The following is a 25,576-nucleotide window of genomic DNA, read 5'->3' as shown; positions in this document are numbered from 1 at the left end:
TTATACATGTCCTGGCAACCTTTTCTCTCAGTGATCCCAGGAGCTGTGCCTGTGGATCTCGCCGTAAAAAATATCACTTACAGCGACATAAGTGATGACTGGCCGATGAAGGATCAGGTTTCAGAACAGATCGATGATATTAACCTGCAGTTAGTCAACGATCCGACGCTTGAGGCACCGGAGATCTTCTTAGATAGCGAGGGGAAACGGCGCATACGCTGTCGCAATAAACTCTCGGAACTCGCTTTCCATCATCGTCCTGCCCTCGAAGAATGGCGTTGCCAGTTGGTTCCTACCGCGCTGGCACTTTGGGCTGTACAGCATCCGCTGGCGGAGCGCCTGATAAGCGGCGGGGAAATGGATATCCACAGCCGACCCTGGTTTATCCATGCCAATGATGCGCGAGGGATTCGCTCACGCGCTAAAGTGATGGCGAGTATTGCGGATATTCATCTTAATAATAGTGTCTCAGGAAATTGGGTGAGCCTGGCCTGTGGCGCGGCGGTACCGGTTTTAAAGACGCTGCGCGGGGCAAAACTCAGGGCGCAAAAATTCACTTTGTTGCTGATTGATCACGACCGGCAATCGCTGAAATTTGCCCGAGGCCTTGCGACACAATATGGGCTGGTGGAAGGGCATCATTTTCAGTTACTGATGCGCAATTTATTTGACCGGATGGTGGTCAGCGACAAACTGGTTCAGGAGTTGGGTGAACAGTCTGCGGAGCTGGTTGATGGCCTGGGGATATTTGAATATTTCTCGGAATCCGAAGCGGTGCATTTTATTCGCCACGCGCTACGTTTGGTCAAACCAGGCGGCGTATTGATCGTTTCAAATATGCTTAAAACTAGTCCGCAAATTGATTTCGCGCTGCGTTGTGTGGGCTGGACGACGATATATCCGCGAACGCTTTTCGAGCTAAGGGATATTGTTCTGGCGGCGGGAATCAGTCTGCAAAATGTCACGGTGACATTACCGAGCGATGGGGTTTATGCGGTGCTGGAAATCAATGTGAAGCAATAAACCTGCTCAGACTTTTATTCAGGAATGAGCAGGCCATCTTATTAAGACAGGTAATTCATGCCTTGTTTCAGCACAAAATCACACGCCTGAGTTTTCACTTTTTCAGCCAGGGATGAATTGCCGATGGTATTCAGATTCACCTGCTGGTCTTTACCGGTATTGAGCAGCCCCATCAAACCTTGAGTGTAATCTTGTGGCTGGCTTTCTTTGGTGCCGCTGTCTAAGCCCAGCTTATCGAGAAGCTGGTTCTTCACGTTGTCGGTATTGGTGGCGGAAACCAGCTTGTTCTTCATGCAGTACTGCAAGATACCGGCGGCGTTGGTCATGGTGTCAGCACTCAGGGCGTTAGTCCCGCCGCCGAGCAGGCTGGTCAGTGAGGCGACAGAGTTGCCCGTGGTGCCAGTATTGCTGGTGCTGGTGGATTTGCTTAACTCATTTGCCGCGCTGGAGAGCTGATCCTGCCAGCTTGCTGCCATCGCCTGACCGGCAAATACGGATGTTGCCAGCGCCAGAGCGCATAAAACCTTATTGCTTGCTTTCATCTGTTTATACTCTTTTCGATAACCTGCATTGCAGGAGAATTTTCGTCGAGTATAGCGCTTTCTCTAAGCTCATCAGAGCCAGGAGAGTTCTTAAAGCTTCCAGATTGCATGGGTTTTATGGCCCGATGTAGCGCAAGACGACTTTTACCGCCATTTCACGGTAATGCGCGGTGCTAACAACCGGCTCTGAACCATCTTCAAAGAAGTTCGAGAATGTGTAGCTGTTCGCGACATGGTAGAAGCTAAAACTACTGATCAGGCGGTGTACGTCTTTGGCCGTCACGAGTTTATTAAACAGTTGTTTTTCCTGGCCGCGGGTTAACACATCTTCGAGTAATTCCAGGGCGCTGCGGTTTATTTCACGTAGGTAGGCTGACTCTTTCACAAAGCGCCCGCGCTGCATGTTTTCCATGCAAATAATACGAATGAAATCCGGATGAGTGGCGTGGAAATCAAATGTCCATTCCACCAGTTCCACCATGGCTTCAACCGGCGGTTGATGGGAAAGATTTAGCTGGCGCTCACAGCTACGGATTTGGGTGTAGACATATTCAAGCACCTGAACATAAAGCAGTTCTTTGCTCTTGAAGTGATAAACCACCATGCGTTTTGTGGTGTTGGCCTTTTCTGCTATTTGCTCCATGCGTGCGCCGTTAAGGCCAAATTCAGCGAACAAACTAATGGCGCTGAAGAAAATCTTTTCTTTCAAACTGGCGTCATCAAAACGCTCAGGAAGATAAATTTCGTGGGTTTCCACGCAAGGCTCCTTAATGTCATCAGGCCGCTGGTACCGCCCAGGCCAGATGACATTAAAACAAGTTTGCGCGGGCAAAGCACTGATGAGTTAGCGAAGCCCTGAAACACATCACACTCGCGGGCGTTTACGGTAAAGCCAAAGCCCCGGAATAGATAAGCCAATCGATAACGCCCCCACAATAAATGACGCTTTCAGGAAGTTGGTAAGCAGCTGAATCATGAGGTCTTCGGTGTAACCAAAGTGGCTGAGTTTCACGGCTGAAATCATGGCGGTGTAGGCTGAAATTCCCGGAAACATCGGGATCACGGCGGCTACGGTAAAGACTTTGGGGTGCGCCAGGTACCAGCGCGACCACTGAATGCCGATGCTCCCGACCAGCAGCGAAGCAATAAATGTGCTCCACTCAATGTTCAGACCAGCGGTCATCATCGCCATTCTGGAGCCGTGACCAATCGCCCCGAGCAGAGCGCAATACGGCAGTGCGCGTTGCGGAACATTAAACACTAACGCAAAACCCACGGCCGGGATGGCCGCCAGCGCCATGTCTTGTAATAGCGCCAGCAAAAAGTCGATTATTCCCATCCTTTCAGCCCCCATAACGACATTGCCATTACGACACCAATGCAGGTGGCAAGCGTGAGTAAACTGGCCATTGCCCACCTGGCAAGTCCGGTATTGACGTGGCCCTTAAACATATCGGCGACAGAGTTTATCAGCGGGAAACCCGGCACCAGCAGCAACACGCTTGCCGCCATCGCAATATTAGACGTGGTGGCAAATGGCCCTTTGGCAATCAGCAAGCCTGAAATCGACGTGGCGACAAAAGCCGTAATACAGAAGTTAATCTGTGGATGTAAATGGCGTGCGGTGAGTATCAGCCGGACATACATCGCCACTGAACCTGCCAGAAACGCGATAAACGCGCCATCCCAACCGCCCTTATTGAGCTTGCAGAAACAGCCGCAGGAAAGGCCGACCATCAACACCACCAACCAACGTGGGTAACGCAGTGGTTTAATGTGCTCGAAGCGTTTTAAAACATCTTTGCAATCTAATAGCTTGTGTTCGGCCATGATCACAATGTGCTGCACCTCCGTCACCACGTGCATGTTGATGCCGCGGTCGATGTTTTTGCGCGTGGTCGTGAGGCACTGATTATCTTTGATAGTACTCAGAACAATGGCGTTTGCTGAAATGGAGCTTTCAACGCTATCCATCCCCAAAGCGATGCCCAGACGGCTGGAAAGTTCTTCAACCAGTGCGCTTTCCGCACCGTGTTGCAGCAAGAAAAGCCCGCACTGAATACAGAGCCGGGTGACATCGCGCTGTAAGTTTACTTCTGTCGACATGCCTGTCCTTTAATAGATGAAAGCGGTGACGCCGCTCAAATTTTAACATCTCCCATTATTAACATAGGCCACCCCCCGTACTCAGGCGGGCCAGATCAACATTTATCCAGATAACCTATTTCGCACACTATTTCGGCGAAATATGAACTCGCCCACACTCTTAGTGTGAGTTTCGAAAAGTGCACGTTTCAGTCCGATTTTGGCCTTCTTTTTCCCTCTGATGACGATAAAAATGCATGAATGCGCATTTATGAAACATAAAAGAAACATTCATATAACCGTAGGGCAGAGAGCGTATTCTATGAAAACTCAAGTCGTCATTATTGGTGCTGGCCCGTCGGGTTTGTTGTTAGGGCAATTGCTGCACAATGCAGGAATCAGCAATATCGTGCTCGAAAGACAAACCCCCGAACATGTTTTAGGGCGTATCCGGGCGGGAGTTCTGGAAAGCGGGACTGTGGATTTATTGCGGGAGGCGGGCGTCAGTGAGCGAATGGATGCTGAAGGGTTAGTTCATGAAGGCGTTGAATTTTTGGTTGATGGTCAGCGAATCCCTGTTCCGCTCAAAGAATTGACGGGCGGAAAGACGGTTATGGTGTACGGCCAGACTGAAGTCACGCAAGATTTAATGGATGCGCGGCGGGCAACGGATGCCGTCTCAATGTATGGCGTCAGCAATGTACAATTGTTTGATGTTAAAAGTGATTCCCCATACGTCACTTTTGAAAAGCAGGGCGAAACTTACCGTATTGATTGTGACTATATTGCGGGTTGCGATGGGTTTCACGGCGTTTCACGCAAAGCCATTCCTGCACAAGTCACGCAAGAGTACGAGCGTGTTTATCCCTTTGGCTGGTTAGGCCTGTTATCTGACACACCTCCTGTGAATCATGAGTTGATTTACGCTCACCATGAGCGCGGGTTTGTTTTGTGTAGTCAGCGCTCACTAACCAGAAGCCGCTACTATTTGCAGGTTCCGCTGAGCGATAACGTGGAAGCGTGGCCCGATGAGCGCTTCTGGGACGAGCTAAAACAGCGTTTGCCACAAGAGTTGGCAGAAAAGTTAGTGACTGGTCACTCACTTGAGAAGAGTATTGCGCCGCTGCGCAGTTATGTGGTCGAGCCGATGCAGTATGGCAACCTGTTCCTGGTGGGAGATGCTGCGCATATCGTACCGCCAACTGGTGCAAAAGGGCTGAATCTGGCGGCGTCTGATGTTAATTATCTGTACCGGATTTTGAAAAAGGTTTATCACGAAGGGCGAACTGACCTGCTGGAAACTTACTCACCGATGGCGCTCCGCCGGGTCTGGAAAGGCGAACGTTTTAGCTGGTTTATGACCAATCTGCTGCATGATTTTGCAGGCATGAACGCGTTTGATCGCAAGATGCAGCAGGCAGACCGGGAGTATTACCTGAAATCACGCGCCGGGCTGACGACGATTGCAGAAAACTATGTTGGGCTTGCTTTCGAATCCGTTGAATAAACTACACTTGTTCGACGCAACATTGGACAAGAGGATGGTATGAGTCTGAACACCGGTATTCCGGTCTTTAAACTTTATGGTGAAAGCCGCATTTGGCCTGCGGCGGATTTGCTGCATTGTGAGTCTATTCACAGTCGCAGCAGTCTTTATGAATGGCATATTCGTATTCATCAGCATGCCGATTTGGTTCAGTTGCTATATCTGCATAAAGGGCAGGTAGAGATAGATATTGAAGGCGAAAAGCATCATGTAGCTCATGCCTGTCTGCAAGTGGTGCCTGCATTGTGCGTACATGGTTTTAAATTTTCACCCGGTGCTCAGGGTTATATTCTTTCGTTTTCAGCGCCTTTGATCGCCCAGTTTGAACAGCAATTCGGCCGACCATTGCAAGTATTAGCGCAAGCCGCTTGCGTCCCGGTGAAGGATTCGCGCAGGCAAATTAATACGTTGTTCAGCACGTTACAGAACGAGTATCAAGGACAGGGCGAGGCACGAGATATGATGCTTCATTCGCTGATCGGTGCGCTGTTGGTCTGGCTTAATCGGCAGTGCGCTCCTGCGCCGAGTGGTAGTTCGCGTGTTGAACGAAAGCGTTCTGTTATTCATCAGTTTAATCAATTAGTGGAACGCCACTATCGAGAGCAATTATCGGTAACGCATTATGCAACGGTGGTGGGTTTATCGAGCGTTCATCTGAACAACTTGTGCCATGAGTTTTATGGCTGTAGCGCCCTTAACGTTCTGCATCAGCGCGTGTTGCTTGAAGCCAGGCGTAGTTTGCTTTATACCAGCATGACGATAAGCCAGATCTCGGAATATCTTGGATTCAGTGATGCGACTTATTTTTCTCGTTTTTTCCGCCGCTATACCGGGACGACACCAAAAGATTTTCGCAATCATCCCATTCATGAAATGTAATATATTTAATGAAAATTAATACGCTATTAACTATGGCTAATTTAAAATAAAAAGCAATTTGTAAATAATGTCACTAACGGAAATAATATTTCATCATAAATATTTCTTTCTGTTTTAAATGTTGACTGAGAAGTCTTATCCTTCCTTTTTTATAGTTTATTATATATTGATCAAAGGAATGATATGCAAAATAATATCACTGTAAATAATATTTCCAGCCCCATAATCGTTGTGATGCCTTGTGTATTAACCGCAGCAGGAATCGTCAATACGCTACAGACTCAGTTAAAAATAAATGGATTAGTTAAGGTTATCAAACGACTGGATGAAGCTTACTCGGGGATTTTAAAAATACCTGACGTCATGGTCCTTTTAAATATCAGTGAATCAACCAGCCAACTTGCCGAAGAGATAAAGTTTATTAACTGGTGCCGAACGGTACAACCTTCAGCGAATATCATTGCTTACACTCGTAATCATAAAGTCAGTGTACTGAATTATATTGCCGCTTTGGGGGTGAAAGTCATTATTTCCCAATATGAGCCAACCGCGACTTTCTCCGATCTGGTCAGTAAATCTTTTAATTCAAAATCAATGCTGTGTAGCCCGATCGTTAAAAGTATCCTGGAAGAAAGAATTACCACTGAGTTAACGGTGTGCGAAGTTCAGGTTATCGGGCAATTATTCCTTGGACATAATGTTAGCCAGGTGGCGCATAACTTAGGGCGCGATATCAGAACGGTGAGTGCGCACAAAAGGCATGCCATGGAAAAACTGGGACTAAACTGCGAGAAAGATCTTCACGTTTTAGGTTGTGCGTTGTCAGGAAAATAGCGGTTTTATAAGGAGATAAAAATGCAGGAAAGCAAAACAAGGATTTTTTTGCGTAATCCATTCTGTCGCGCGGCTATTGTAAGTAAGCGGCCATTAATGTGTGAGGGTTTACAGGTGATTATGGCAGAGAAGGCGCCGAAGTCATCGCTGGTTTTACTGTCTGACTACTCACAGCTTACACCCGAAGTATTGCTTCAGATTGATGTCGTGGTACTAGAGTTGGACAGTTCGCTGCAAGAAGTTTTCAATGAATGTGAACTCCTTAATTCACTGAAAAATCAGTATCGGCAGGTTCACTGGATTATCACCTTGCCCGCCCATTTGACAAATATCGCCATTGAACGCCTGCTGACTTCCAGAACGTCATTACTTTCTTTGCATGAGCCGATGAGCAGTTTTATTGAGCATGTCTTTAATAGCGGCGGCGAAGTCGAAAGAATTAGCAGGCTGTTATTGCAAGAGAAAGCGGCGCAATCAACATGTGCGGAAGTGGTCAGTACGAATCTTACTTTTTCTGAGCGTCGTGTGTTACGGCTAATCAGCAAAGGTTGGCAATTGACGCAAATTGCGACTCTGCTCGAAAAAAATTATAAAACCATCAGTGCGCAAAAAAGCAGTGCGCTGCGTCGCCTGTCATTGAAAAGTGATGCTGAAATGTTTGCCTGGATGATCAGTGAACAGGGTATGCAAGAGCTGAATTTGTCGCCGCGCAACCCGGTAATGTGAAGTTTGTCAGATATGACTGAGGAGAGTTAGCCTATCCTCAGTTTTCTGTTTATTGGCAAACATCGACCCAATGTGCGGCGGTGAGTTCTGCCATGCGAGTCGGGGAAATCCGTACCGCGCTATGAGTCGCCCCGGCCGCGGGTAAAACCTCTTCGTACTGTTTCAGTGAAATATCACAATAAACCGTTAAAGGATTCTCCAGACCAAACGGGCAAACGCCGCCTACGGGGTGGCCTGTCCAGATAACCACTTCGTCGCTGCTTAACATGCGAGCTTTGGCACCAAATACGGTTTTGAGTTTCTTATTATCCAGACGTGCATCACCTTTCGCGACAACCAGCACGACCTGATCTTTTATTTTCAACGACAATGTTTTAGCAATTTGACCCGGTTCAACATTATGAGCCGCTGCAGCCAGGGCCACCGTTGCCGTGCTTTGGTTCAGTTCTATGATGTCGATATCAGGGGCGTTTTCGGCAAAAAATTGCCGGACGGACTGCAGGCTCATGCTTTTCTCCCATTTTAGCCAGCAAATAATTTGGCATAAGTCTGTGCTATATGTAAACCAGTGAAATTCGCCCTCTGAATGCTGAGTGAAAGGGTGATGTTGTGATGTGAAATGCCTAAAGAAGCCAAAGATTCAGTGATTTCTCGATCTTCTTCACAATCACTGCAACCGGTTTCAGTAACCGGTTGCAGTGCATGAAATAGCGATGAATACTGAAACGGTCACCTTCCTGTATCCAATAATAAGAGCAGCCTATGTCTACGAATCATGCAGCCTTTAATTTGATATTTCGCTTTGTAGAAAACTACGTTAGCCCTGTCGCTGGGCGAATCTCCTCACAACGCCACGTGATGGCGATCCGTGATGGGTTTATCTCTGCGATGCCATTTATGATTGTCGGTTCGTTCCTGCTGGTCTTTGCTTATCCTCCATTCTCGCCAACCACCACCTGGGGTTTTGCGCGTGCGTGGCTGGACATGGCAAAACAGTTTGAAGGGCAAATTCTGACGCCGTTTGATATGACGATGGGCATTATGTCTATCTACATTTGTGCGGCTATTGCTTACAACCTCGGTAAACACTATGTGAAGTCGCACGGCCTTGATCCGTTCATGTGCGCGATGCTTTCGCTGATGGCATTTTTGCTGGTGGCGGCACCGAAAACCAAAGGCGTCATGCCAATGGATAGCCTTGGCGGAACGGGGATCTTCACTGCGATCCTGGTTGCGATTTATTGCGTTGAGATGATGCGTTTCCTTAAAGCGCACAATATTGGGATCAAACTCCCAGACCAGGTGCCACCGATGATCAAAAACTCTTTTGATCTCCTGATTCCGGTTCTTGTTGTGGTGCTGACGCTTTATCCGCTGAGTCTGTTTATTCAGTCGCAGTTCGATATGCTGATTCCACAAGCGATTATGTCGGTGTTTAAACCGCTGGTGTCTGCGGCTGACTCATTGCCTGCGATTCTGCTGGCGGTGCTGATTGGCCACCTGCTTTGGTTTGCCGGGATTCACGGTGCGGCTATCGTTTCCGGTATGCTGCAAATGTTCTGGCTGACCAACCTGGGTATGAACCAGAGCGCACTGGCACAAGGTGCACCGCTGCCACATATCTTTATGGAAGCGTTCTGGACGTTCTTCATTGTGGTGGGTGGTTCGGGTGCAACGATGGGGCTGGTGATTTGCTACCTGCGTAGTAAGTCAGCGCACCTGCGCTCAATTGGCCGCCTGAGTATCGTTCCTACCTGTTTCAACATTAACGAGCCGGTCATTTTCGGTACACCAATCGTTATGAACCCAGTGTTCTTTATTCCCTTCCTGCTGGCACCGATGGTGAACGCCGTTCTGGCCTGGGGAGCAATGAAGATGGATTTAATCGGGCGTGTGATTTCAGTTGTACCATGGACAGCTCCAGCACCTATCGGCGCTGCATGGGCACTGGGTTGGGATTTCCGCGCAGCAATTCTGGTGATTCTGCTGGCCGTTGTTTCTGCCATCATCTACTTCCCGTTCTTCAAAGTGTACGAGAAGCAATTGCTGGAACAAGAAGCAGAAGAAGCACAAAAAGCGTCTGGCGAAGAGAGCCAACAGGCGGCTTAATTGGATAGTGAGAAATGAGATGAAACGGTGGGGAAACCCGCCGTTTTGTTTTATGACTTTAAAGTGCAATCACCGCAGCGTTGAACATCCGGCAGTTTATAGCGCTGGCAGCAAGTACGACGTACCAACAAACCCTCACGAAGGATAACGGTGCGATAGAGCGGGTTGTCCTGGCCGTTTTTCAGCTGTTTTTCAAAGAAACAGACGTGGCGTAACTCGGCAATTGTGGATTCATCCAGCAGTTCTCTAAGCTCACCAAAAAACCAGTTCAGCAAATATCCAGTATTACTCCAGATAAGTTTCCCGTTAATTTCGCCGCTATTTTCCAGAGCATCAACCACCGGCATTAGCCCGGTAACAAGCAACTTTTCCAGGCGTTGAACTAACGGCTGCGTGGTGGCAACTTTGTCTTCCTGAATATCTAACCAGAAAGTGGCGGCTCTACCCGTTTCGTGAAATTCCACCTGGATGCGCTGATGATCGATATCCAACGCCCGCGGCTGCGTCACGAGCGCCATCACCAACGGTGGGACCAGTAAACCCAGATACCATTGCGCCCACAGTGACTTTAGTGGTTTTCCCTCACGGGCAAGCTGTGGCTGATTACGATAAATATGGTCACTGTAGCTGGCAAGAAGGGAGGCAAGGGTTGCTGGTTGCGACCATTGGCGGAGAGTCAGGCTGTTTGCGGGCGCAGATTCGTTGAGTTTGATGATGTCGTTGAAATAGGGTCTGTGCGCGGTGAATGATGCCCGTAGCTCATCCGCAAGCGTGGGTTGTACGCTCGCAAAAGGCGGTTGCCACGCCAGATAATCATCAAACTGTGTAGATTGAAACGCCATCGACAAACAAGACCACTAATACAAATGATAATGATTGCCAATCCTATCTATAGATAATGCCTTTGGCAAGGCCATTTTATGCGCAATAAAAAAGGGAGGAAGTTATGCGGTATTGGTTTAAGCCGGTAGCAGTGAATCGCTAATCAGGATGCTATTACGACCCTGACGTTTTGCCCGATAGAGTGCGGTATCTGCCTGGCGGAGTGCTTCTTCAATATCGGAATGCTCAAGTGCTGCGATACCAATACTGGCGGTCACATGAGTGGCGACGTCGTCATTAAACAGGTGAGGGATTTTCAAATCGTACACGCGTTGGCGAATTCGCTCTGCCGTTTGAATGGCGCGTTCGGCATCAATATCCGTCAGCAATATCATAAATTCTTCGCCGCCATAGCGCGTAACGACATCACGTGAGCGAACTGCATCGCGAATCGCGGCTGAAACATGCGTCAGAGCCTGGTCGCCCATGCTGTGGCCGTAGTTGTCGTTGTAGGCTTTGAAATGATCAATATCTAACAGCAGAACGAAATGCTGGCCTGAGCCTAACGCCAGGATGGTATCAAGACGGTTACGGAACCCACGGCGGTTATACAAACCCGTGAGTGGATCGAGCATACTCAAATCATTAAGCGTTTCTTTTTCTTCGAGTAATTTATCCATCAATCGACGGGTGAAATTATCATTACGTTTCTGAATGATATGTTGAATCGTGATGCCAATTCCGGGGAGGACGACTGAATACAATACACGTGGCCAGTTTTCGCCATGGTCGAGCCATAAAATGACGGCGGTTGCGGGCAAGCATGATGCGAAAAAGGCCTGGATATTATTGATAAAAGAAATCGAGCCAATAAATAATATCGCCAATAAAGCGATAATGAGGAAATTAAGATCGACGACAGGCATCGCACTTACTTTTATATAGATATGCCAGGCCCAAAGCAGCCCAATAATTAACGAAACCACATTAATATTAATTAGTTTCTTTTTGTTAATGAACTGCCAAAGCAGACACGACAGGCTGATCACCAGCACCATGATGATGGGCGCGGTGAAATGTTGAGTGTTGGCTGACGGCGACACGATACTAAATCCCGCAGAGAATGCGTTCAGTAATAAAAATAAACGCAACGAGAGTTGATGCTTCCCTTTGAGTAATGCGCGCCAGGTTGTTGCTGTCATATCAGAATAGTTCTTACACTCATGCTCAACGTTATGTTGTTGAATAATATTATAAAAAGAGATAGGCGAAGTGATGATTCAATGTGATTATATATTTTTTATTTATGGATTTAACATCGTTGCTCAATCTATCACCTTAAGGAAAATATGTCATCAGATGATGAGGAATGCTTAACATTTCTAATGTAAAACGGTGAATACACCAGGCTGACAAACGAGAAATTATATCATATGATATTGGTTATCATTACCACTTGGTGCAATAGCTATGATTTTACAACGGCGGTTAGAAAGCGGGTGGGGAGTATTGATTCCTGGAGGGGTTGTTGCTGCTTTGCTGTATCTTGATCTTACGTTTAGCGAGTGGCGGGTGCTGATTGTATTGGGGTTATTGGCGACCACGGGCATGTTGTACCATAAACGGTTACGTCATTTTGTGCTGTTGCCATCATGCGTTGCATTTGCCAGTGGGCTTGCGCTTGTGATGATGAATCTGGAAGCAATGAAATAGGGAAGTAAAACTGAGAATGACAAGAGTGAAGCGAGAAGAGGGTGATAAGAGTTGGTGCGAAGAGAGGGACTTGAACCCTCACGCCCGTTAGAGCACTAACACCTGAAGCTAGCGCGTCTACCAATTCCGCCACCTTCGCAAATCAAGTCTTATCTAAGATATCGCCTTCGCATTGGTGCGAAGAGAGGGACTTGAACCCTCACGTCCGTAAGAACACTAACACCTGAAGCTAGCGCGTCTACCAATTCCGCCACCTTCGCGCAGTGCGAACGATATCTTGCGTGGTTAATGGTGCGAAGAGAGGGACTTGAACCCTCACGTCCGTAAGAACACTAACACCTGAAGCTAGCGCGTCTACCAATTCCGCCACCTTCGCATACCCACAACACCGAAGTATTGTAACCACGGAGGCGCATTCTAGATGTTTTCTGCGCGTCGTCAACAGTTAATTTAGCGCCGCTTTTCTAATCGCTGCAAAAAGCGGCACAACAAAGTGTTAGCGCTTCTTCACGCCACGCATAACAACTGAGCGGTAAACTTTGAAACGACCTGTCTGGGCGATAACTTCGTGGTTGCCAAACGTTTCATCCAGCACGTCTGGATACGCCAGGAAGGCGTTAGCCACGATACGCAATTCACCGCCCATATTCAGATGACGAACCGCACCACGAATCAGCTGGTGAGCTGCATCAAGGCTGGTTTGCAGGCCATCATGGAATGGTGGGTTAGAGATAATCATATCAAAACGACCATTCACTTCGGAATAGACGTTACTGGCAATAACTTCGCCTTCGATTTCATTGGCAGCAAGCGTTGCACGGCTCGCAGCAACGGCCGGAGCAGAAACATCACATAAAGTCAGACGGACTTTTGGGGAATGTTTGGCAAGCGTTACTGCCAGCACACCCGCACCACAACCGACATCCAGCACTTTACCTTTAGTATGCGCAGTGAGCGTGGAAAGCAGCAGTTTACTGCCGGTATCCAGGCCATCACGGCTAAACACGCCTGGCAGAGTTTTGATCGTCATATCATTGTGTTGATATTCATCCCACCAGGAATGTTCATCAAATTGCGGTTGTTTTTCCAGACGACCGTGATAGAAGCCGCAACGACGCGCGCTGTCGATTTTATTGAGCGGGCTGAATTCTGCGAGCATTTGCTCAGCACTACGAACGCCGCTGCGGTTTTCACCGACCACAAAAATGTCGCTGCCAACCGGCATCAACGACAAAATGTTCATCAACTGGAACTGAGCTTCTGGCTTGTTCTTCGGCCAGTAATAAATCAGGGTATTGCAATCGCCAAGGGTGCTGGCATCAGCCACCAGGCCATATTGCGCGTCTTCGCCCATCTGTGCGCTTAAAACCTGCCAGTGGTGAAATTGTTGTGTATGGACGCGACTTGCAGCCGTTTCAAAACGGGCCGGCAGATCGTCTTGTAAATCACCGGCAAACAGCACGCGGCTCTCGGTAAAATCATCGCTATGGCGCAGCAGCACTTCACTTGCCGGGGTTAACGCAGACATCAGGACACTCCTATTAAAGCAGAGCGGCGATTATAGAGCTTTAATGGCGCATATTCGATGAATTTGCTATATTTGCGCCCCAATTGGCACTCTCAACAGGTTTCGCTATGCCTTATATACCTTTGCGACGTGACTGGTTGTTACAACAACTGGGCATTACCCAATGGGAGCTGCGACGCCCGGCCGCGTTACAGGGCGAAATTGCCGTCTCACTGCATGAAAACGTCAAATTACTGATGGTTGCCGAAGACCTTCCGGATCTCAGCGATCCGTTGGTAAACGATGTTTTACGCAGTTTAAATCTGAGCGTACAGCAGGTTATGCAACTGACGCCTGAACGAGCTGCAATGCTGCCAACTGACAGCCGCTGTAATAGCTGGCGATTGGGTGTGAGTGAAACGCTCCCCATTCCAGGTGCGCAGTTAGCGACTCCCGAGTTAAACGAGCTTTATCACAATGGCGCGGCGCGAAAGGCGCTGTGGCAGCAAATTTGCGAACATGAAAACGATTTCTTCCCTCACCACCAGTGACTTGAGCCAGGCATACGCCATTGAACTTCGCAGCCATGCTTTCCCATGGAGTGAAAAGACCTTCGCCAGTAACGAAGGTGAGCGCTATTTAAATTTACGTCTCGACGTAGATGGCAAGATGGCGGCGTTTGCAGTGACGCAAGTCGTACTGGATGAAGCGACGCTGTTTAATATTGCGGTCGATCCTGATTTTCAACGTCAGGGTTTGGGCCGCCAGTTGCTGGAGCATTTAATCAGCGAACTGGAAAAGCGAGATGTGTTTACCCTCTGGCTTGAAGTGCGCGCGTCGAACACGGCAGCGATTGCACTCTATGAGAGCCTGGGGTTTAACGAGGCGACGATTCGCCGTAACTACTACCCCACAAAAGAGGGTCGCGAAGATGCCATCATCATGGCATTACCGTTAGGCTAATTTGAAAAAGGTGTGTTGATGAACTGGGACTGGATTTTATTTGATGCTGACGAAACGTTATTTACCTTCGACGCTTTCGGCGGCCTACAGCGGATGTTTCTTGATTATAGCGTGACGTTTACCGCTGAAGATTTCCAGGATTACCAGGCTGTTAACAAACCTTTGTGGGTCGATTATCAGAACGGTGCCATTAGCGCCCTTCATTTGCAGCATCAGCGTTTTCAGGGTTGGTCGGAAAGATTGTCGGTGCCTGCAGGCGATTTAAATGCCGCTTTCCTCAACGCGATGGCTGAGATTTGCGTGCCATTGCCTGGCGCGGTGTCTTTGCTTAATGCCCTAAAAGATAAAGTAAAAATAGGCATTATCACCAACGGCTTTACGGCGTTGCAGCAAATTCGACTTGAGCGTACCGGCCTGCGGGATTACTTCGATTTGTTGGTGATTTCTGAACAAGTAGGTGTTGCAAAACCCGATCGTAAAATTTTTGACTATACCTTTGAGCAAATGGGCCATCCGCCGCGCGATCGCGTATTGATGGTTGGCGATACCGCAGAGTCCGATATTTTAGGCGGCATGAATGCGGGAATCGCGACCTGCTGGCTCAATGCCCACGCAAGAAGCTTGCCGGAAGGCATCCGACCGACCTGGGAAGTTGCCTCATTAAATGAACTGGAGCAATTGTTGTGTAATTGATGAATGCATCGACGCTGATTGTTAAACCTGACCTGATGGGTAAAATAGCCGCCAGGTAATGTTCATTTGCCGCGCAGCTTTGCCTGTGCGCAATTCACAGAAGATTCTATTATGACTTTGTCTCCTTTTTTACAAGAAGTGGGGAAACGCCGCACTTTTGCGATCATTTCTCACCCCGATGCCGGTAAAACGACTATCACTGAAAAAGTGTTGTTGTTCGGACAGGCCATTCAAACCGCAGGTACGGTAAAAGGCCGTGGCTCCAGCCAGCATGCAAAATCTGACTGGATGGAAATGGAAAAGCAGCGTGGTATTTCGATTACCACCTCGGTAATGCAATTCCCGTATCGCGATAGCCTGGTTAACCTGCTCGATACCCCAGGGCACGAAGACTTCTCCGAAGATACTTATCGTACTCTGACTGCGGTTGACTGCTGTTTGATGGTTATCGACGCCGCGAAAGGTGTAGAAGATCGTACCCGTAAGCTGATGGAAGTTACCCGTCTGCGTGATACGCCGATCCTCACCTTTATGAACAAACTCGACCGCGATATTCGCGACCCGATGGAAGTGATGGATGAAGTTGAACGTGAGCTGAAAATCGCCTGTTCACCGATCACATGGCCAATCGGTTGTGGCAAGTTGTTCAAAGGCGTTTATCACCTTTATAAAGATGAAACCTATCTCTACCAGACCGGTAAAGGCCACACCATCCAGGAAGTGCGCATTGTTAAAGGGTTAGATAACCCTGAGCTGGACGCGGCTGTAGGTGAAGACCTGGCGGCGCAATTGCGTGACGAACTGGAACTGGTTCAGGGTGCTTCTCACGAATTTGACCGCGAGTTGTTCCTGGAAGGCGAACTGACCCCGGTCTTCTTCGGTACTGCATTGGGTAACTTTGGTGTTGACCATATGCTCGATGGCCTGGTTGAGTGGGCGCCTGCGCCAATGCCACGTAAAACTGATACGCGTGTTGTGGAAGCGGCGGAAGATAAATTCACCGGTTTTGTGTTTAAGATTCAGGCCAACATGGACCCGAAACACCGTGACCGCGTTGCGTTTATGCGTGTGGTTTCCGGTAAATACGAAAAAGGCATGAAACTGCGCCAGGTTCGTACCGGCAAAGATGTCGTGATTTCTGACGCGCTGACCTTTATGGCCGGTGACCGTTCGCACGTTGAAGAAGCCTTCCCTGGCGATATCATCGGCTTGCATAACCACGGCACCATCCAGATCGGCGACACCTTCACCCAGGGCGAGATGATGAAGTTCACCGGTATTCCGAACTTCGCGCCGGAACTGTTCCGTCGTATTCGTCTGCGTGATCCGTTGAAACAGAAACAGTTGCTCAAAGGTCTGGTGCAGCTTTCTGAAGAAGGCGCGGTTCAGGTGTTCCGCCCAATCGCTAACAACGATCTGATTGTTGGTGCGGTCGGTGTGCTGCAGTTTGACGTCGTTGTGGCGCGCCTGAAAAGCGAATACAACGTGGAAGCGATTTACGAGTCCGTAAACGTTTCGACGGCGCGTTGGGTTGAAAGCACTGACGTGAAGAAGTTTGAAGAATTCAAACGGAAAAACGAAATGCAGTTGGCGCTTGATGGCGGCGATAACCTTGCTTATATCGCCCCAACCATGGTCAACCTGAACCTGACACAAGATCGTTACCCAGAAGTAACGTTCCGTAAAACTCGCGAGCACTAATCGTCTCTCAGGGCGCGGCAGCCGTCGCGTCCTGCTACTTTTCCCGTCTTATTAATCCCTTACGGATTGTTCTTAATTTCCGGCATTTTCCTTACGTTCCTCCATTCGCACCATGCAAATCTGTGATTGTTGTCTATATTTAACAAACCAGTGACAAATTGGTTGGTCGAATATGCCATGTAAACGAAGCTTTCTGGCGGGTTCCTCCACTCTAATTTTTATTGGCGTTATTAAAAACTGAACGGAAAATTTTTGGGCCGTAGTACTTGGCCTGATGTTTAAGGAAAGCCGTTACGTTAAGGCTTGTGCTCGAATTGTGAGCAAAACTATAGGAATTAATCGATGACTATGACTACGACTAAGATTTCTAAAACTCTGTTAGCTGTTGTTCTTGGCTCTGTGCTGGCAAGCGGTAGCGCTTTAGCAGAAGACAAGATGCTTAACAAAACCGAATCGACAGCGGACACAGCAGGCGAAAAAATTGATAGCTCCGTAAAAGACGTCGGTAATTTCATGGATGACAGCGCAATCACTGCCAAAGTGAAAGCCGCTCTTGTCGATCACGAAGATATCAAAAGCACTGACATCTCTGTGAAAACTGAGAAAAAAGTGGTGACGTTAAGTGGATTTGTAGAAAGCCAGGCTCAGGCTGAGCAGGCAGTTACCGTTGCAAAAGGTGTGGAAGGCGTGTCTTCCGTAAGCGACAAACTGCATGTGCGTAATGGCACTGACAAATCTGTAAGCGGTTATGCAGGCGATACTGCAACCACCAGTGAAATCAAAGCTAAACTTTTAGCAGACGACATCGTCCCTTCACGTCATGTGAAAGTGGAAACTACTGAAGGTGTTGTTCAGCTATCCGGTACTGTCGAATCGAATGCACAGGCTGCACGTGCTGAGAGTATCGCTAAAGCTGTTGATGGCGTGAAAAGCGTCAAAAACGACCTGAAAGTGAAGTAATAGAAAGAGAGAAACTTTCTTCTCCGGTGATAACCACCGGGGAAGTAGGTCAGCAACATCGTTACTCAAATATCGCCAATGAGTGCGCATCTGGCACTCTTCCAGAAGCGATTCGGGTTCAATATGGTTAAGGAGAAGCTTATGTTTCGTTGGGGCATTATTTTTCTGGTCATTGCGTTGATTGCAGCAGCACTGGGTTTTGGTACTCTCGCGGGTACTGCGGCAGGTGCAGCAAAAATTGTCTTCGTGGTAGGTATTATTCTGTTCCTGGTTAGCCTGTTTATGGGTCGAAAACGCCCATAGCAATATTTACGTGCTATAACCATTAGAGACAGACCAGAGAGCCAGTCTATTTAGACTGGCTCTCGCGTTTTTAAGCGACTAACAAATAACCAATAATAAAGATCCTTTAGATTAAGGAAAGCAGGGTGGGACAAAGAATACCCGTAACGCTCGGCAACATTGCGCCGCTTGCGTCAAAAGCGTTTCGTCCCGGTAAACTCGCCATTGTTTGTGAAGGCGGCGGGCAGCGTGGGATATTTACAGCCGGCGTGCTGGATGAGTTTATGCGCGCCAACTTCAACCCGTTCGATCTCTTCTTAGGCACCTCTGCGGGTGCACAAAATCTCTCTGCTTACGTTTGCCACCAGCCGGGTTACGCCCGAAGAGTGATCACCCGTTTTACAACCACGCGCGAATTTTTTGATCCGCTGCGCTTTGTGCGTGGGGGGCATCTCATCGATCTCGACTGGCTGGTGGAATCGACCGCAGCAAAAATTCCGCTCTCGATGGGCACGGCGGAAAAAATGTTTGAGTCTGGCAAAGCGTTCTACATGTGTGCTTGCCGCAGCGATGACTACTCGCCGGGATATTTTTCGCCAGACAGCGGCACGTGGCTGAATCTTCTGAAAGCCTCAAGCGCAATTCCTGGCTTTTACCGCACGGGCGTAGAAATTGATGGCATTGGCTATCAGGATGGCGGAATCAGCGATGCGATCCCGGTGAGAGAAGCGGTGCGTTTAGGTGCTGATACGCTGGTGGTGATTCGTACCGTACCTTCGCAAATGTATTACACGCCAGAATGGTTTAAACGTATGGAGCGCTGGCTTGGCGACAGCAGCCTGCAACCGTTGCTCAACCTGGTGCATCACCATGAAGCCAGCTATCGCGAAATACAGAATTTCATCGAAAAGCCACCGGGAAAGCTGCGCATTTTTGAAATTTACCCGCCGAAACCGTTGATGAGCTCCGCATTGGGCAGCCGATTACCGGCGCTGAATACCGACTATAAAATCGGGCGTTTGTGCGGACGTTACTTCCTCGCAACTGTCGGGAAATTGCTCACGGATAAGCCGCCAATTAAGCGCCACCTTCCGCGTATTGTGGTTCCAGGGCCGGTGGTCGTTCCGCATACCGTGGTCGCTCAGGAACCATTGTCTAAAGCGGTGATTGAAACGCCAGAAGCCAACGACGCCACTTTCAACAACGAGGATACGGCGTGACAATGACCTTTTACGATACCCATTGTCATTTCGATTTCCCGCCGTTTAGCGATGATGAAGCCAACAGCATCTCACTTGCCGCGCAAGCGGGCGTAACAAAAATCATTGTTCCGGCAATCGAAGCCGATCGGTTTAGTACGGTGCTGGCGCTGGCAGACAACTACCCGGCGCTCTATGCCGCAGTGGGTTTGCATCCAATTGTGATTCATAAGCACCAGGATGCGTCGCTGGCCTTACTCGAACATCACCTGCAACAACGGCCACCTAAACTGGTCGCTATCGGTGAGATTGGGCTTGATCTGTATATGGAAAATCCACTTTTTGATAAACAAGAAGCAATGCTGGATGCACAGCTAAAACTGGCAAAACGCTATGATTTGCCGGTCATTCTTCACTCTCGTCGCACGCACGACAAACTTGCCGCGCATTTAAAACGCCATAATTTACCGCGCACCGGTGTGGTACATGGGTTCTCGGGCAGCCTGCAACAGGCCGAGCGTTTTGTGGCGATGGGTTACAAAATTGGTGTGGGTGGAACGATCACTTACCCACGCGCCAGTAAAACGCGCGATGTTATAGCACGCTTACCCCTTAGCGCTCTGGTGCTGGAAACGGATGCACCCGATATGCCGCTTAACGGCTGGCAGGGGCAACCTAATCGACCGGAACGAATTGCCGACGTTTTTCAGACGCTTTGTACATTGCGTTCAGAACCTCCCGAAGTTATCGCGAACGCGATAGTTCATAACTGCGATGAATTATTCAAATGGAAATAGTCAGTAACAAAATGTGACGCAGCTCACTTTATAAGACAAACGTTTCTGTGAATGTCTATAAATACGTGATTGCCATTCCATTTCCTGGTCTCCCTGCCGCTATAATCCCGCCCGCTAAGGGCTTTAAGATCACTTTCCTTTTTCAACTTATACACAGGGATTCTGTATGCAAATACTCATGGGTTTGATCGGCATGATCGTTCTGCTGCTGATCGCCGTTTTACTTTCCAGTAATCGCAAAGCGATTAATCTTCGCACTGTTATTGGCGCCTGGATCATTCAAGTCGGTATCGGTGCCTTAATTCTTTATGTTCCGGTTGGTCGTAAAGTGTTGTTGGCCATGTCCGAAGGGGTGGCGAACGTTATCGGTTACGGTAACGCGGGTATCTCTTTCCTGTTTGGTGGACTGGTTTCGGACAAAATGTTCGAAGTCTTTGGCGGCGGTGGCTTTGTCTTCGCATTGCGCGTTCTGCCAATTATCGTCTTCTTCTCCTCACTGATTGCTGTGCTGTATTACCTGGGCATCATGCAGTTAGTTATTCGCATTCTGGGCGGCGGCCTGCGCAAGGTTCTGAAAACCTCTCGCACCGAATCTCTGTCCGCAACTGCAAACATCTTTGTGGGCCAGACTGAAGCTCCGCTGGTGGTTCGTCCTTATATCGCGACCATGACGCGTTCAGAATTGTTCGCTGTCATGTGTGGTGGTCTGGCATCTGTTGCTGGTTCCGTTCTGGCAGGTTACGCGCAAATGGGTGTTCCACTGGAATACCTGATTGCCGCGTCCTTCATGGCGGCACCTGGCGGCTTGCTGTTCGCTAAAATCATCCTGCCTGAAACTGAAACGCCAAACGATGCGCCTGAACTGGAATCAATGAAAAACGATCCGGATCGCCCGGCAAACGTGCTGGATGCAGCGGCATCAGGTGCGGCGTCAGGTATGCAACTGGCCCTGAACGTGGGCGCAATGTTGTTGGCGTTTGTGGCGTTGATTGCCCTGCTCAACGGTATGCTTTCTGGCATTGGCGGCTGGTTCAACTACCCGCAACTGTCTATGGAATTGATTCTGGGCTGGGTGTTCTCACCGCTGGCGTGGGTTATCGGTGTGCCATGGAGTGAAGCGAATGTCGCGGGTTCCTTCATCGGTCAGAAACTTATCATCAACGAATTTGTTGCGTATCTGAACTTCGGTGAATACCTGAAAGATGATGCAACCGTTGCGGCAGCTGGCCTGCAAGTTCTGTCAGATCACACCAAAGCAATTATTTCCTTCGCACTGTGTGGCTTTGCTAACCTTTCTTCTATCGCCATTCTGATTGGTGGCCTGGGAAGCATGGCGCCAAACCGTCGTCATGAAATCGCGCAGTTGGGTCTGAAAGCGGTCGCCGCAGGTACATTGTCTAACCTGATGAGTGCAACCATTGCCGGGGTCTTCCTGTCACTATAAAAACGGCGATGTTAAAATTATAACATCCCTGTGAAATCAATGGCTGACGCTTGCGTCGGCCATTTTTTATTTTTGAACGGCATTTTTACGTTATCCAACGTTGTTAAATCACATATACTGTAGAAAGCATGTAATTACATCTTTGGCTTTTGTGATGCTATACACAAAACCATCAGGATTGTGAATGTTATAATTATAACATCGCAACTGATTCTATATCTTTTGTTGGAGAGTGTTATGACCGATTTAACTGCAAGCAGCTTACGCGCCCTGAAATTGATGGACCTGACTACCCTGAATGACGATGACACCAATGAAAAAGTGATCGCACTTTGCCATCAGGCCAAAACAGCGGTGGGTAATACTGCGGCGATTTGTATTTATCCGCGCTTCATTCCCATTGCGCGTAAAACTCTGAATGCACAGGGTACGCCTGATATCCGTATTGCGACCGTCACCAACTTCCCGCATGGCAACGATGATATCGAAATCGCCCTGGCGGAAACTCGTGCGGCTATCGCTTACGGTGCGGATGAAGTTGACGTTGTGTTCCCATACCGTGCGTTGATCGCCGGTAACGAGCAAGTCGGTTTTGAGCTGGTGAAAGCCTGCAAAGAAGCTTGTGCAGCGGCGAACGTTCTGCTGAAAGTGATCATCGAAACCGGTGAGCTGAAAGAAGAAGCACTGATTCGCAAAGCATCTGAAATCTCTATCAAAGCAGGTGCTGATTTCATCAAAACTTCTACTGGTAAAGTGCCTGTCAACGCTACACCAGAAAGCGCTCGCATCATGATGGAAGTGATTCGTGATATGGGCGTCGCGAAAACGGTTGGTTTCAAACCTGCGGGCGGCGTGCGTACTGCTGAAGATGCAGCACTGTTCCTGTCAATTGCAGACGATCTGTTTGGTGCTGACTGGGCGGATTCCCGTCACTACCGCTTTGGTGCATCCAGCCTGCTCGCGAGTCTGTTAAAAGCTCTGGGTCACGGCGACGGCAAAAGCGCTAGCGGCTACTAATCTCTTCCTTTGCGGCGGTTTCCCCGCCGCATTTCACCTGATGAACTCAGGGGGTTACCTTGTTCCTCGCTCAAGAAATTATTCGTAAAAAACGTGATGGTCATGCGCTTAGTGATGATGAAATTCGTTTCTTCATTAATGGTATTCGCGATAACACCATCTCCGAAGGGCAAATTGCAGCACTTGCAATGACCATTTTCTTCCACGACATGACTATGCCAGAACGCGTATCACTGACCATGGCGATGCGAGATTCAGGAACCGTGCTGGACTGGAAGAGCCTTAATCTGAACGGCCCCATCGTTGATAAACACTCAACGGGCGGCGTGGGTGATGTGACGTCCTTAATGCTTGGCCCAATGGTGGCGGCATGTGGCGGCTACATCCCAATGATTTCTGGCCGTGGTTTAGGCCACACTGGTGGTACGCTTGATAAACTCGAAGCAATCCCAGGCTTTGATATTTTCCCGGACGATAACCGTTTCCGCGACATCATCAAAAATGTCGGTGTGGCGATTATCGGCCAGACAAATTCGTTGGCACCGGCTGACAAACGTTTCTACGCCACGCGTGACATTACCGCGACCGTAGATTCCATTCCTCTCATCACTGCATCGATTCTGGCGAAGAAACTTGCCGAAGGCCTGGATGCTTTGGTTATGGACGTGAAAGTCGGCAGCGGCGCATTTATGCCAACGTATGAGCTTTCTGAATTACTCGCCGAAGCGATTGTCGGCGTGGCGAACGGCGCAGGCGTGAAAACCACAGCGCTGCTGACTGACATGAACCAGGTGCTGGCTTCCAGCGCGGGTAATGCGGTGGAAGTTCGCGAAGCGGTGCAGTTCCTGACCGGTGAATACGTTAACCCGCGTCTGCATGAAGTCACCATGGCGCTGTGCGTGGAGATGCTGCTTTCCGGCAATCTGGCAAAAGATGACGCCGAAGCACGTCAGAAACTGCAAGCGGTGCTTGATAACGGTAAAGCGGCTGAAGTCTTTGGTCGCATGGTTGCGGCGCAAAAAGGCCCGGCCGACTTCGTCGAAAACTATGCGAAATATCTGCCAACTGCGGTACTGAGCAAAGCTGTTTATGCCGATCGTGCAGGTTTCGTGGGCGAAATGGACACCCGTGCTTTAGGCATGGCGGTGGTTTCCATGGGCGGTGGTCGTCGTCAGGCATCTGACACCATTGATTACAGCGTGGGCTTCACTGATATGGCTCGTCTGGGCGACAGCGTTGACACCACTCGCCCGTTGGCCATTATTCACGCCGCCAGCGAAAACCAATGGCAGGAAGCCGCTCGAGCGGTAAAAGCGGCAATCAAAGTGAACGATACACAGCCCGCAGAAACGCCAGTTGTATATCGCCGTATCAGCTAAATGCTGGCATACTGATCTGATCACTTTTTGAAACGCTTACGGGCGTTTCAGGCGCAATGACGCAGGAGAAATTATGAAACGTGCATTTATTATGGTGCTGGACTCTTTCGGTATCGGCGCAACAGAAGATGCAGCAAAATTTGGCGATGTAGGCTCTGATACTTTCGGGCACATTGCGCAGGCGTGTGCCAAAGGCGAAGCAGACAAAGGCCGTAAAGGCCCGCTGAGTTTGCCAAACCTCACCCGTCTGGGTCTGGTGAAAGCCGCCGAAGGTTCTACCGGTAAAATCCCGGCAGGTATGGACGGTAACGCAGAAGTTATCGGGGCATACGGTTGGGCGCATGAACTGTCATCAGGTAAAGATACGCCGTCTGGTCACTGGGAAATCGCCGGTGTTCCTGTGCTGTTTGACTGGGGCTACTTCTCGGACACTCAAAACAGCTTCCCGCAAGAACTGCTGGATAAACTGGTTAAGCGTGCAAATCTGCCGGGTTACCTCGGTAACTGCCACTCTTCCGGTACGGTGATTTTGGATGAGTTGGGCGAAGAGCATATGAAAACCGGCAAGCCGATTTTCTATACCTCTGCTGACTCCGTGTTCCAGATTGCCTGTCACGAAGAAACCTACGGCCTGGATAAACTCTACGAGCTGTGCGAAATCGCCCGTGAAGAGTTGACCGAAGGCGGCTACAACATTGGTCGTGTTATCGCGCGTCCGTTTATCGGCGACAAAGCAGGTAACTTCCAGCGTACTGGCAACCGTCATGATCTGGCTGTTGAACCGCCAGCGCCGACCGTGTTGAAAAAACTGGTTGATGAGAAAAATGGCCAGGTTGTTTCCGTGGGCAAAATTGCGGATATCTATGCTGAAGTGGGTATCACCAAAAAAGTGAAAGCGACCGGTCTGGATGCGCTGTTTGATGCCACCATCAAAGAGATGAAAGAAGCGGGCGACGACACCATCGTGTTCACCAACTTCGTTGATTTCGACTCTTCTTACGGCCACCGTCGTGATGTTGCAGGCTATGCTGCCGCACTAGAACTGTTTGACCGCCGCCTGCCAGAACTGATGGAACTGCTGAAAGAGGATGACATTCTTATCCTCACGGCTGACCACGGTTGTGACCCAACCTGGCAAGGCACAGACCATACTCGCGAACACATTCCGGTCCTGATTTACGGCCCGAAAGTGAAAGCTGGCTCGCTGGGCCACCGTGAAACGTTTGCCGATATCGGTCAGACGGTTGCTAGCTATTTCGGTACGTCTCCGATGGACTACGGCAAGAACATGCTGTGATTTCGACGGGTGGTGGAATCACCGCCCGCGTTGAACCTCTTTTAACAAGGAATAAAAA

Annotated in this window: 27 protein-coding genes and 3 tRNA genes; 19 read left to right on the top strand and 11 right to left on the bottom strand. The window is 49.1% G+C overall.

Annotated features, from left to right (window positions below; translation table 11 throughout):
• Positions 1-51 precede the first annotated feature (51 nt).
• A complete protein-coding gene (locus tag AC0IWZ_RS18050) occupies positions 52-1,023 on the top strand; it encodes a class I SAM-dependent methyltransferase (RefSeq protein WP_345702279.1) in 972 nt (323 codons plus the stop codon).
• Positions 1,024-1,064: 41 nt separating this feature from the next.
• Here AC0IWZ_RS18050 and AC0IWZ_RS18045 read toward each other — a convergent pair whose 3' ends face one another.
• The 4 genes from AC0IWZ_RS18045 to AC0IWZ_RS18030 form a co-directional block, all read right to left on the bottom strand.
• Positions 1,065-1,565 (bottom strand): YjjA family protein, encoded by a 501-nt coding sequence (locus tag AC0IWZ_RS18045; RefSeq protein WP_410373679.1) that lies wholly within the window; start codon positions 1,563-1,565, stop codon positions 1,065-1,067.
• 115 nt (positions 1,566-1,680) lie between these two features.
• On the bottom strand, positions 1,681-2,322 hold the full coding sequence (locus tag AC0IWZ_RS18040) for a TetR/AcrR family transcriptional regulator (protein WP_471678769.1): 642 nt from the start codon (positions 2,320-2,322) through the stop codon (positions 1,681-1,683).
• Between the two features lie 108 nt (positions 2,323-2,430).
• Entirely contained in the window at positions 2,431-2,904 is a 474-nt protein-coding gene (locus AC0IWZ_RS18035; protein ID WP_034498674.1) for a threonine/serine exporter, read from the bottom strand.
• Entirely contained in the window at positions 2,895-3,671 is a 777-nt protein-coding gene (locus AC0IWZ_RS18030) for a threonine/serine exporter family protein (RefSeq protein ID WP_034498672.1), read from the bottom strand. Before AC0IWZ_RS18030 ends, AC0IWZ_RS18035 begins: the two co-directional genes overlap by 10 nt.
• Before the next feature lie 301 nt (positions 3,672-3,972).
• Here AC0IWZ_RS18030 and pobA point away from each other — a divergent pair, with 301 nt between their 5' ends.
• The 4 genes from pobA to AC0IWZ_RS18010 all read left to right on the top strand — a co-directional run bounded on the left by pobA (position 3,973) and on the right by AC0IWZ_RS18010 (position 7,635).
• Positions 3,973-5,157, top strand: a complete 1,185-nt coding sequence (gene pobA / locus AC0IWZ_RS18025; RefSeq protein ID WP_034498669.1) for a 4-hydroxybenzoate 3-monooxygenase — start codon at positions 3,973-3,975, stop codon at positions 5,155-5,157.
• A 39-nt stretch (positions 5,158-5,196) separates the two neighbouring features.
• Positions 5,197-6,075, top strand: coding sequence for a helix-turn-helix domain-containing protein (locus AC0IWZ_RS18020; protein WP_034498666.1), 879 nt, complete (start codon positions 5,197-5,199; stop codon positions 6,073-6,075).
• Positions 6,076-6,258: 183 nt separating this feature from the next.
• Positions 6,259-6,909 carry a LuxR C-terminal-related transcriptional regulator gene (locus AC0IWZ_RS18015; RefSeq protein WP_471678770.1) on the top strand — a complete coding sequence of 217 codons (651 nt, stop codon included), beginning with the start codon at positions 6,259-6,261 and terminating at the stop codon, positions 6,907-6,909.
• A 120-nt stretch (positions 6,910-7,029) separates the two neighbouring features.
• Positions 7,030-7,635 (top strand): helix-turn-helix transcriptional regulator, encoded by a 606-nt coding sequence (locus AC0IWZ_RS18010; RefSeq protein ID WP_471678771.1) that lies wholly within the window; start codon positions 7,030-7,032, stop codon positions 7,633-7,635.
• Positions 7,636-7,684: 49 nt separating this feature from the next.
• Here the strand turns inward: AC0IWZ_RS18010 and AC0IWZ_RS18005 are convergent, their stop codons facing one another.
• The gene (locus AC0IWZ_RS18005) at positions 7,685-8,143 is read right to left on the bottom strand and encodes a YbaK/EbsC family protein (RefSeq protein ID WP_034498661.1); all 459 of its coding nucleotides are present in this window, start codon (positions 8,141-8,143) and stop codon (positions 7,685-7,687) included.
• Positions 8,144-8,397: 254 nt separating this feature from the next.
• On the opposite strand from AC0IWZ_RS18005, the gene AC0IWZ_RS18000 reads away from it, so the two are divergent.
• A complete protein-coding gene (locus AC0IWZ_RS18000) occupies positions 8,398-9,744 on the top strand; it encodes a PTS sugar transporter subunit IIC (protein WP_034498658.1) in 1,347 nt (448 codons plus the stop codon).
• 50 nt (positions 9,745-9,794) lie between these two features.
• Here AC0IWZ_RS18000 and fhuF read toward each other — a convergent pair whose 3' ends face one another.
• Together fhuF and AC0IWZ_RS17990 are read right to left on the bottom strand one after the other, a co-directional pair.
• Positions 9,795-10,586: a siderophore-iron reductase FhuF gene (gene fhuF / locus AC0IWZ_RS17995; RefSeq protein ID WP_471678772.1), complete on the bottom strand. Its 792-nt coding sequence runs from the start codon at positions 10,584-10,586 to the stop codon at positions 9,795-9,797.
• 117 nt (positions 10,587-10,703) lie between these two features.
• A complete protein-coding gene (locus AC0IWZ_RS17990) occupies positions 10,704-11,768 on the bottom strand; it encodes a GGDEF domain-containing protein (protein ID WP_034498652.1) in 1,065 nt (354 codons plus the stop codon).
• Positions 11,769-12,039: 271 nt separating this feature from the next.
• Here AC0IWZ_RS17990 and AC0IWZ_RS17985 point away from each other — a divergent pair, with 271 nt between their 5' ends.
• Complete coding sequence (locus AC0IWZ_RS17985; RefSeq protein ID WP_471679115.1) at positions 12,040-12,279, top strand: DUF1435 domain-containing protein; 240 nt, start codon at positions 12,040-12,042, stop codon at positions 12,277-12,279.
• A 52-nt stretch (positions 12,280-12,331) separates the two neighbouring features.
• Here AC0IWZ_RS17985 and AC0IWZ_RS17980 read toward each other — a convergent pair.
• The 4 genes from AC0IWZ_RS17980 to rsmC all read right to left on the bottom strand — a co-directional run bounded on the left by AC0IWZ_RS17980 (position 12,332) and on the right by rsmC (position 13,807).
• Positions 12,332-12,418: transfer RNA gene (locus tag AC0IWZ_RS17980), tRNA-Leu, on the bottom strand.
• A 34-nt stretch (positions 12,419-12,452) separates the two neighbouring features.
• Positions 12,453-12,539, bottom strand: a tRNA-Leu gene (locus AC0IWZ_RS17975).
• Between the two features lie 29 nt (positions 12,540-12,568).
• Positions 12,569-12,655 (bottom strand) — tRNA-Leu (locus tag AC0IWZ_RS17970).
• A 120-nt stretch (positions 12,656-12,775) separates the two neighbouring features.
• A complete protein-coding gene (gene rsmC, locus AC0IWZ_RS17965) occupies positions 12,776-13,807 on the bottom strand; it encodes a 16S rRNA (guanine(1207)-N(2))-methyltransferase RsmC (protein WP_034498648.1) in 1,032 nt (343 codons plus the stop codon).
• Positions 13,808-13,914: 107 nt separating this feature from the next.
• Between rsmC and AC0IWZ_RS17960 the strand changes: the two genes are divergently transcribed.
• The 12 genes from AC0IWZ_RS17960 (at position 13,915) to deoB (ending at position 25,518) form a co-directional block, all read left to right on the top strand.
• Positions 13,915-14,337 carry a DNA polymerase III subunit psi gene (locus AC0IWZ_RS17960; protein ID WP_471678773.1) on the top strand — a complete coding sequence of 141 codons (423 nt, stop codon included), beginning with the start codon at positions 13,915-13,917 and terminating at the stop codon, positions 14,335-14,337.
• Positions 14,306-14,749: a ribosomal protein S18-alanine N-acetyltransferase gene (gene rimI, locus AC0IWZ_RS17955; protein ID WP_034498644.1), complete on the top strand. Its 444-nt coding sequence runs from the start codon at positions 14,306-14,308 to the stop codon at positions 14,747-14,749. Before AC0IWZ_RS17960 ends, rimI begins: the two co-directional genes overlap by 32 nt.
• Before the next feature lie 18 nt (positions 14,750-14,767).
• A complete protein-coding gene (gene yjjG / locus AC0IWZ_RS17950) occupies positions 14,768-15,442 on the top strand; it encodes a pyrimidine 5'-nucleotidase (RefSeq protein WP_034498642.1) in 675 nt (224 codons plus the stop codon).
• Positions 15,443-15,553: 111 nt separating this feature from the next.
• Positions 15,554-17,143 (top strand): peptide chain release factor 3, encoded by a 1,590-nt coding sequence (gene prfC, locus AC0IWZ_RS17945; protein ID WP_034498707.1) that lies wholly within the window; start codon positions 15,554-15,556, stop codon positions 17,141-17,143.
• A gap of 342 nt (positions 17,144-17,485) precedes the next feature.
• Positions 17,486-18,103, top strand: a complete 618-nt coding sequence (osmY, locus tag AC0IWZ_RS17940) for a molecular chaperone OsmY (protein WP_034498640.1) — start codon at positions 17,486-17,488, stop codon at positions 18,101-18,103.
• A 141-nt stretch (positions 18,104-18,244) separates the two neighbouring features.
• Positions 18,245-18,406, top strand: coding sequence for a DUF1328 domain-containing protein (locus AC0IWZ_RS17935; RefSeq protein WP_064513877.1), 162 nt, complete (start codon positions 18,245-18,247; stop codon positions 18,404-18,406).
• Positions 18,407-18,531: 125 nt separating this feature from the next.
• Positions 18,532-19,605: a patatin-like phospholipase family protein gene (locus tag AC0IWZ_RS17930; RefSeq protein WP_471678774.1), complete on the top strand. Its 1,074-nt coding sequence runs from the start codon at positions 18,532-18,534 to the stop codon at positions 19,603-19,605.
• Positions 19,602-20,381 carry a TatD family hydrolase gene (locus AC0IWZ_RS17925; protein WP_034498636.1) on the top strand — a complete coding sequence of 260 codons (780 nt, stop codon included), beginning with the start codon at positions 19,602-19,604 and terminating at the stop codon, positions 20,379-20,381. Before AC0IWZ_RS17930 ends, AC0IWZ_RS17925 begins: the two co-directional genes overlap by 4 nt.
• 166 nt (positions 20,382-20,547) lie before the next feature.
• Positions 20,548-21,825, top strand: a complete 1,278-nt coding sequence (locus AC0IWZ_RS17920) for a NupC/NupG family nucleoside CNT transporter (protein WP_034498634.1) — start codon at positions 20,548-20,550, stop codon at positions 21,823-21,825.
• Between the two features lie 237 nt (positions 21,826-22,062).
• Positions 22,063-22,842: a deoxyribose-phosphate aldolase gene (deoC, locus tag AC0IWZ_RS17915; RefSeq protein WP_471678775.1), complete on the top strand. Its 780-nt coding sequence runs from the start codon at positions 22,063-22,065 to the stop codon at positions 22,840-22,842.
• Between the two features lie 59 nt (positions 22,843-22,901).
• Complete coding sequence (deoA, locus tag AC0IWZ_RS17910) at positions 22,902-24,221, top strand: thymidine phosphorylase (RefSeq protein WP_034498630.1); 1,320 nt, start codon at positions 22,902-22,904, stop codon at positions 24,219-24,221.
• Between the two features lie 73 nt (positions 24,222-24,294).
• Complete coding sequence (gene deoB / locus AC0IWZ_RS17905; protein ID WP_034498627.1) at positions 24,295-25,518, top strand: phosphopentomutase; 1,224 nt, start codon at positions 24,295-24,297, stop codon at positions 25,516-25,518.
• Positions 25,519-25,576: the final 58 nt, after the last annotated feature.

The sequence above is a fragment of the Buttiauxella sp. AC142 genome (assembly GCF_979253435.1).
This window is presented reverse-complemented; position numbering and strand designations above follow the sequence as displayed.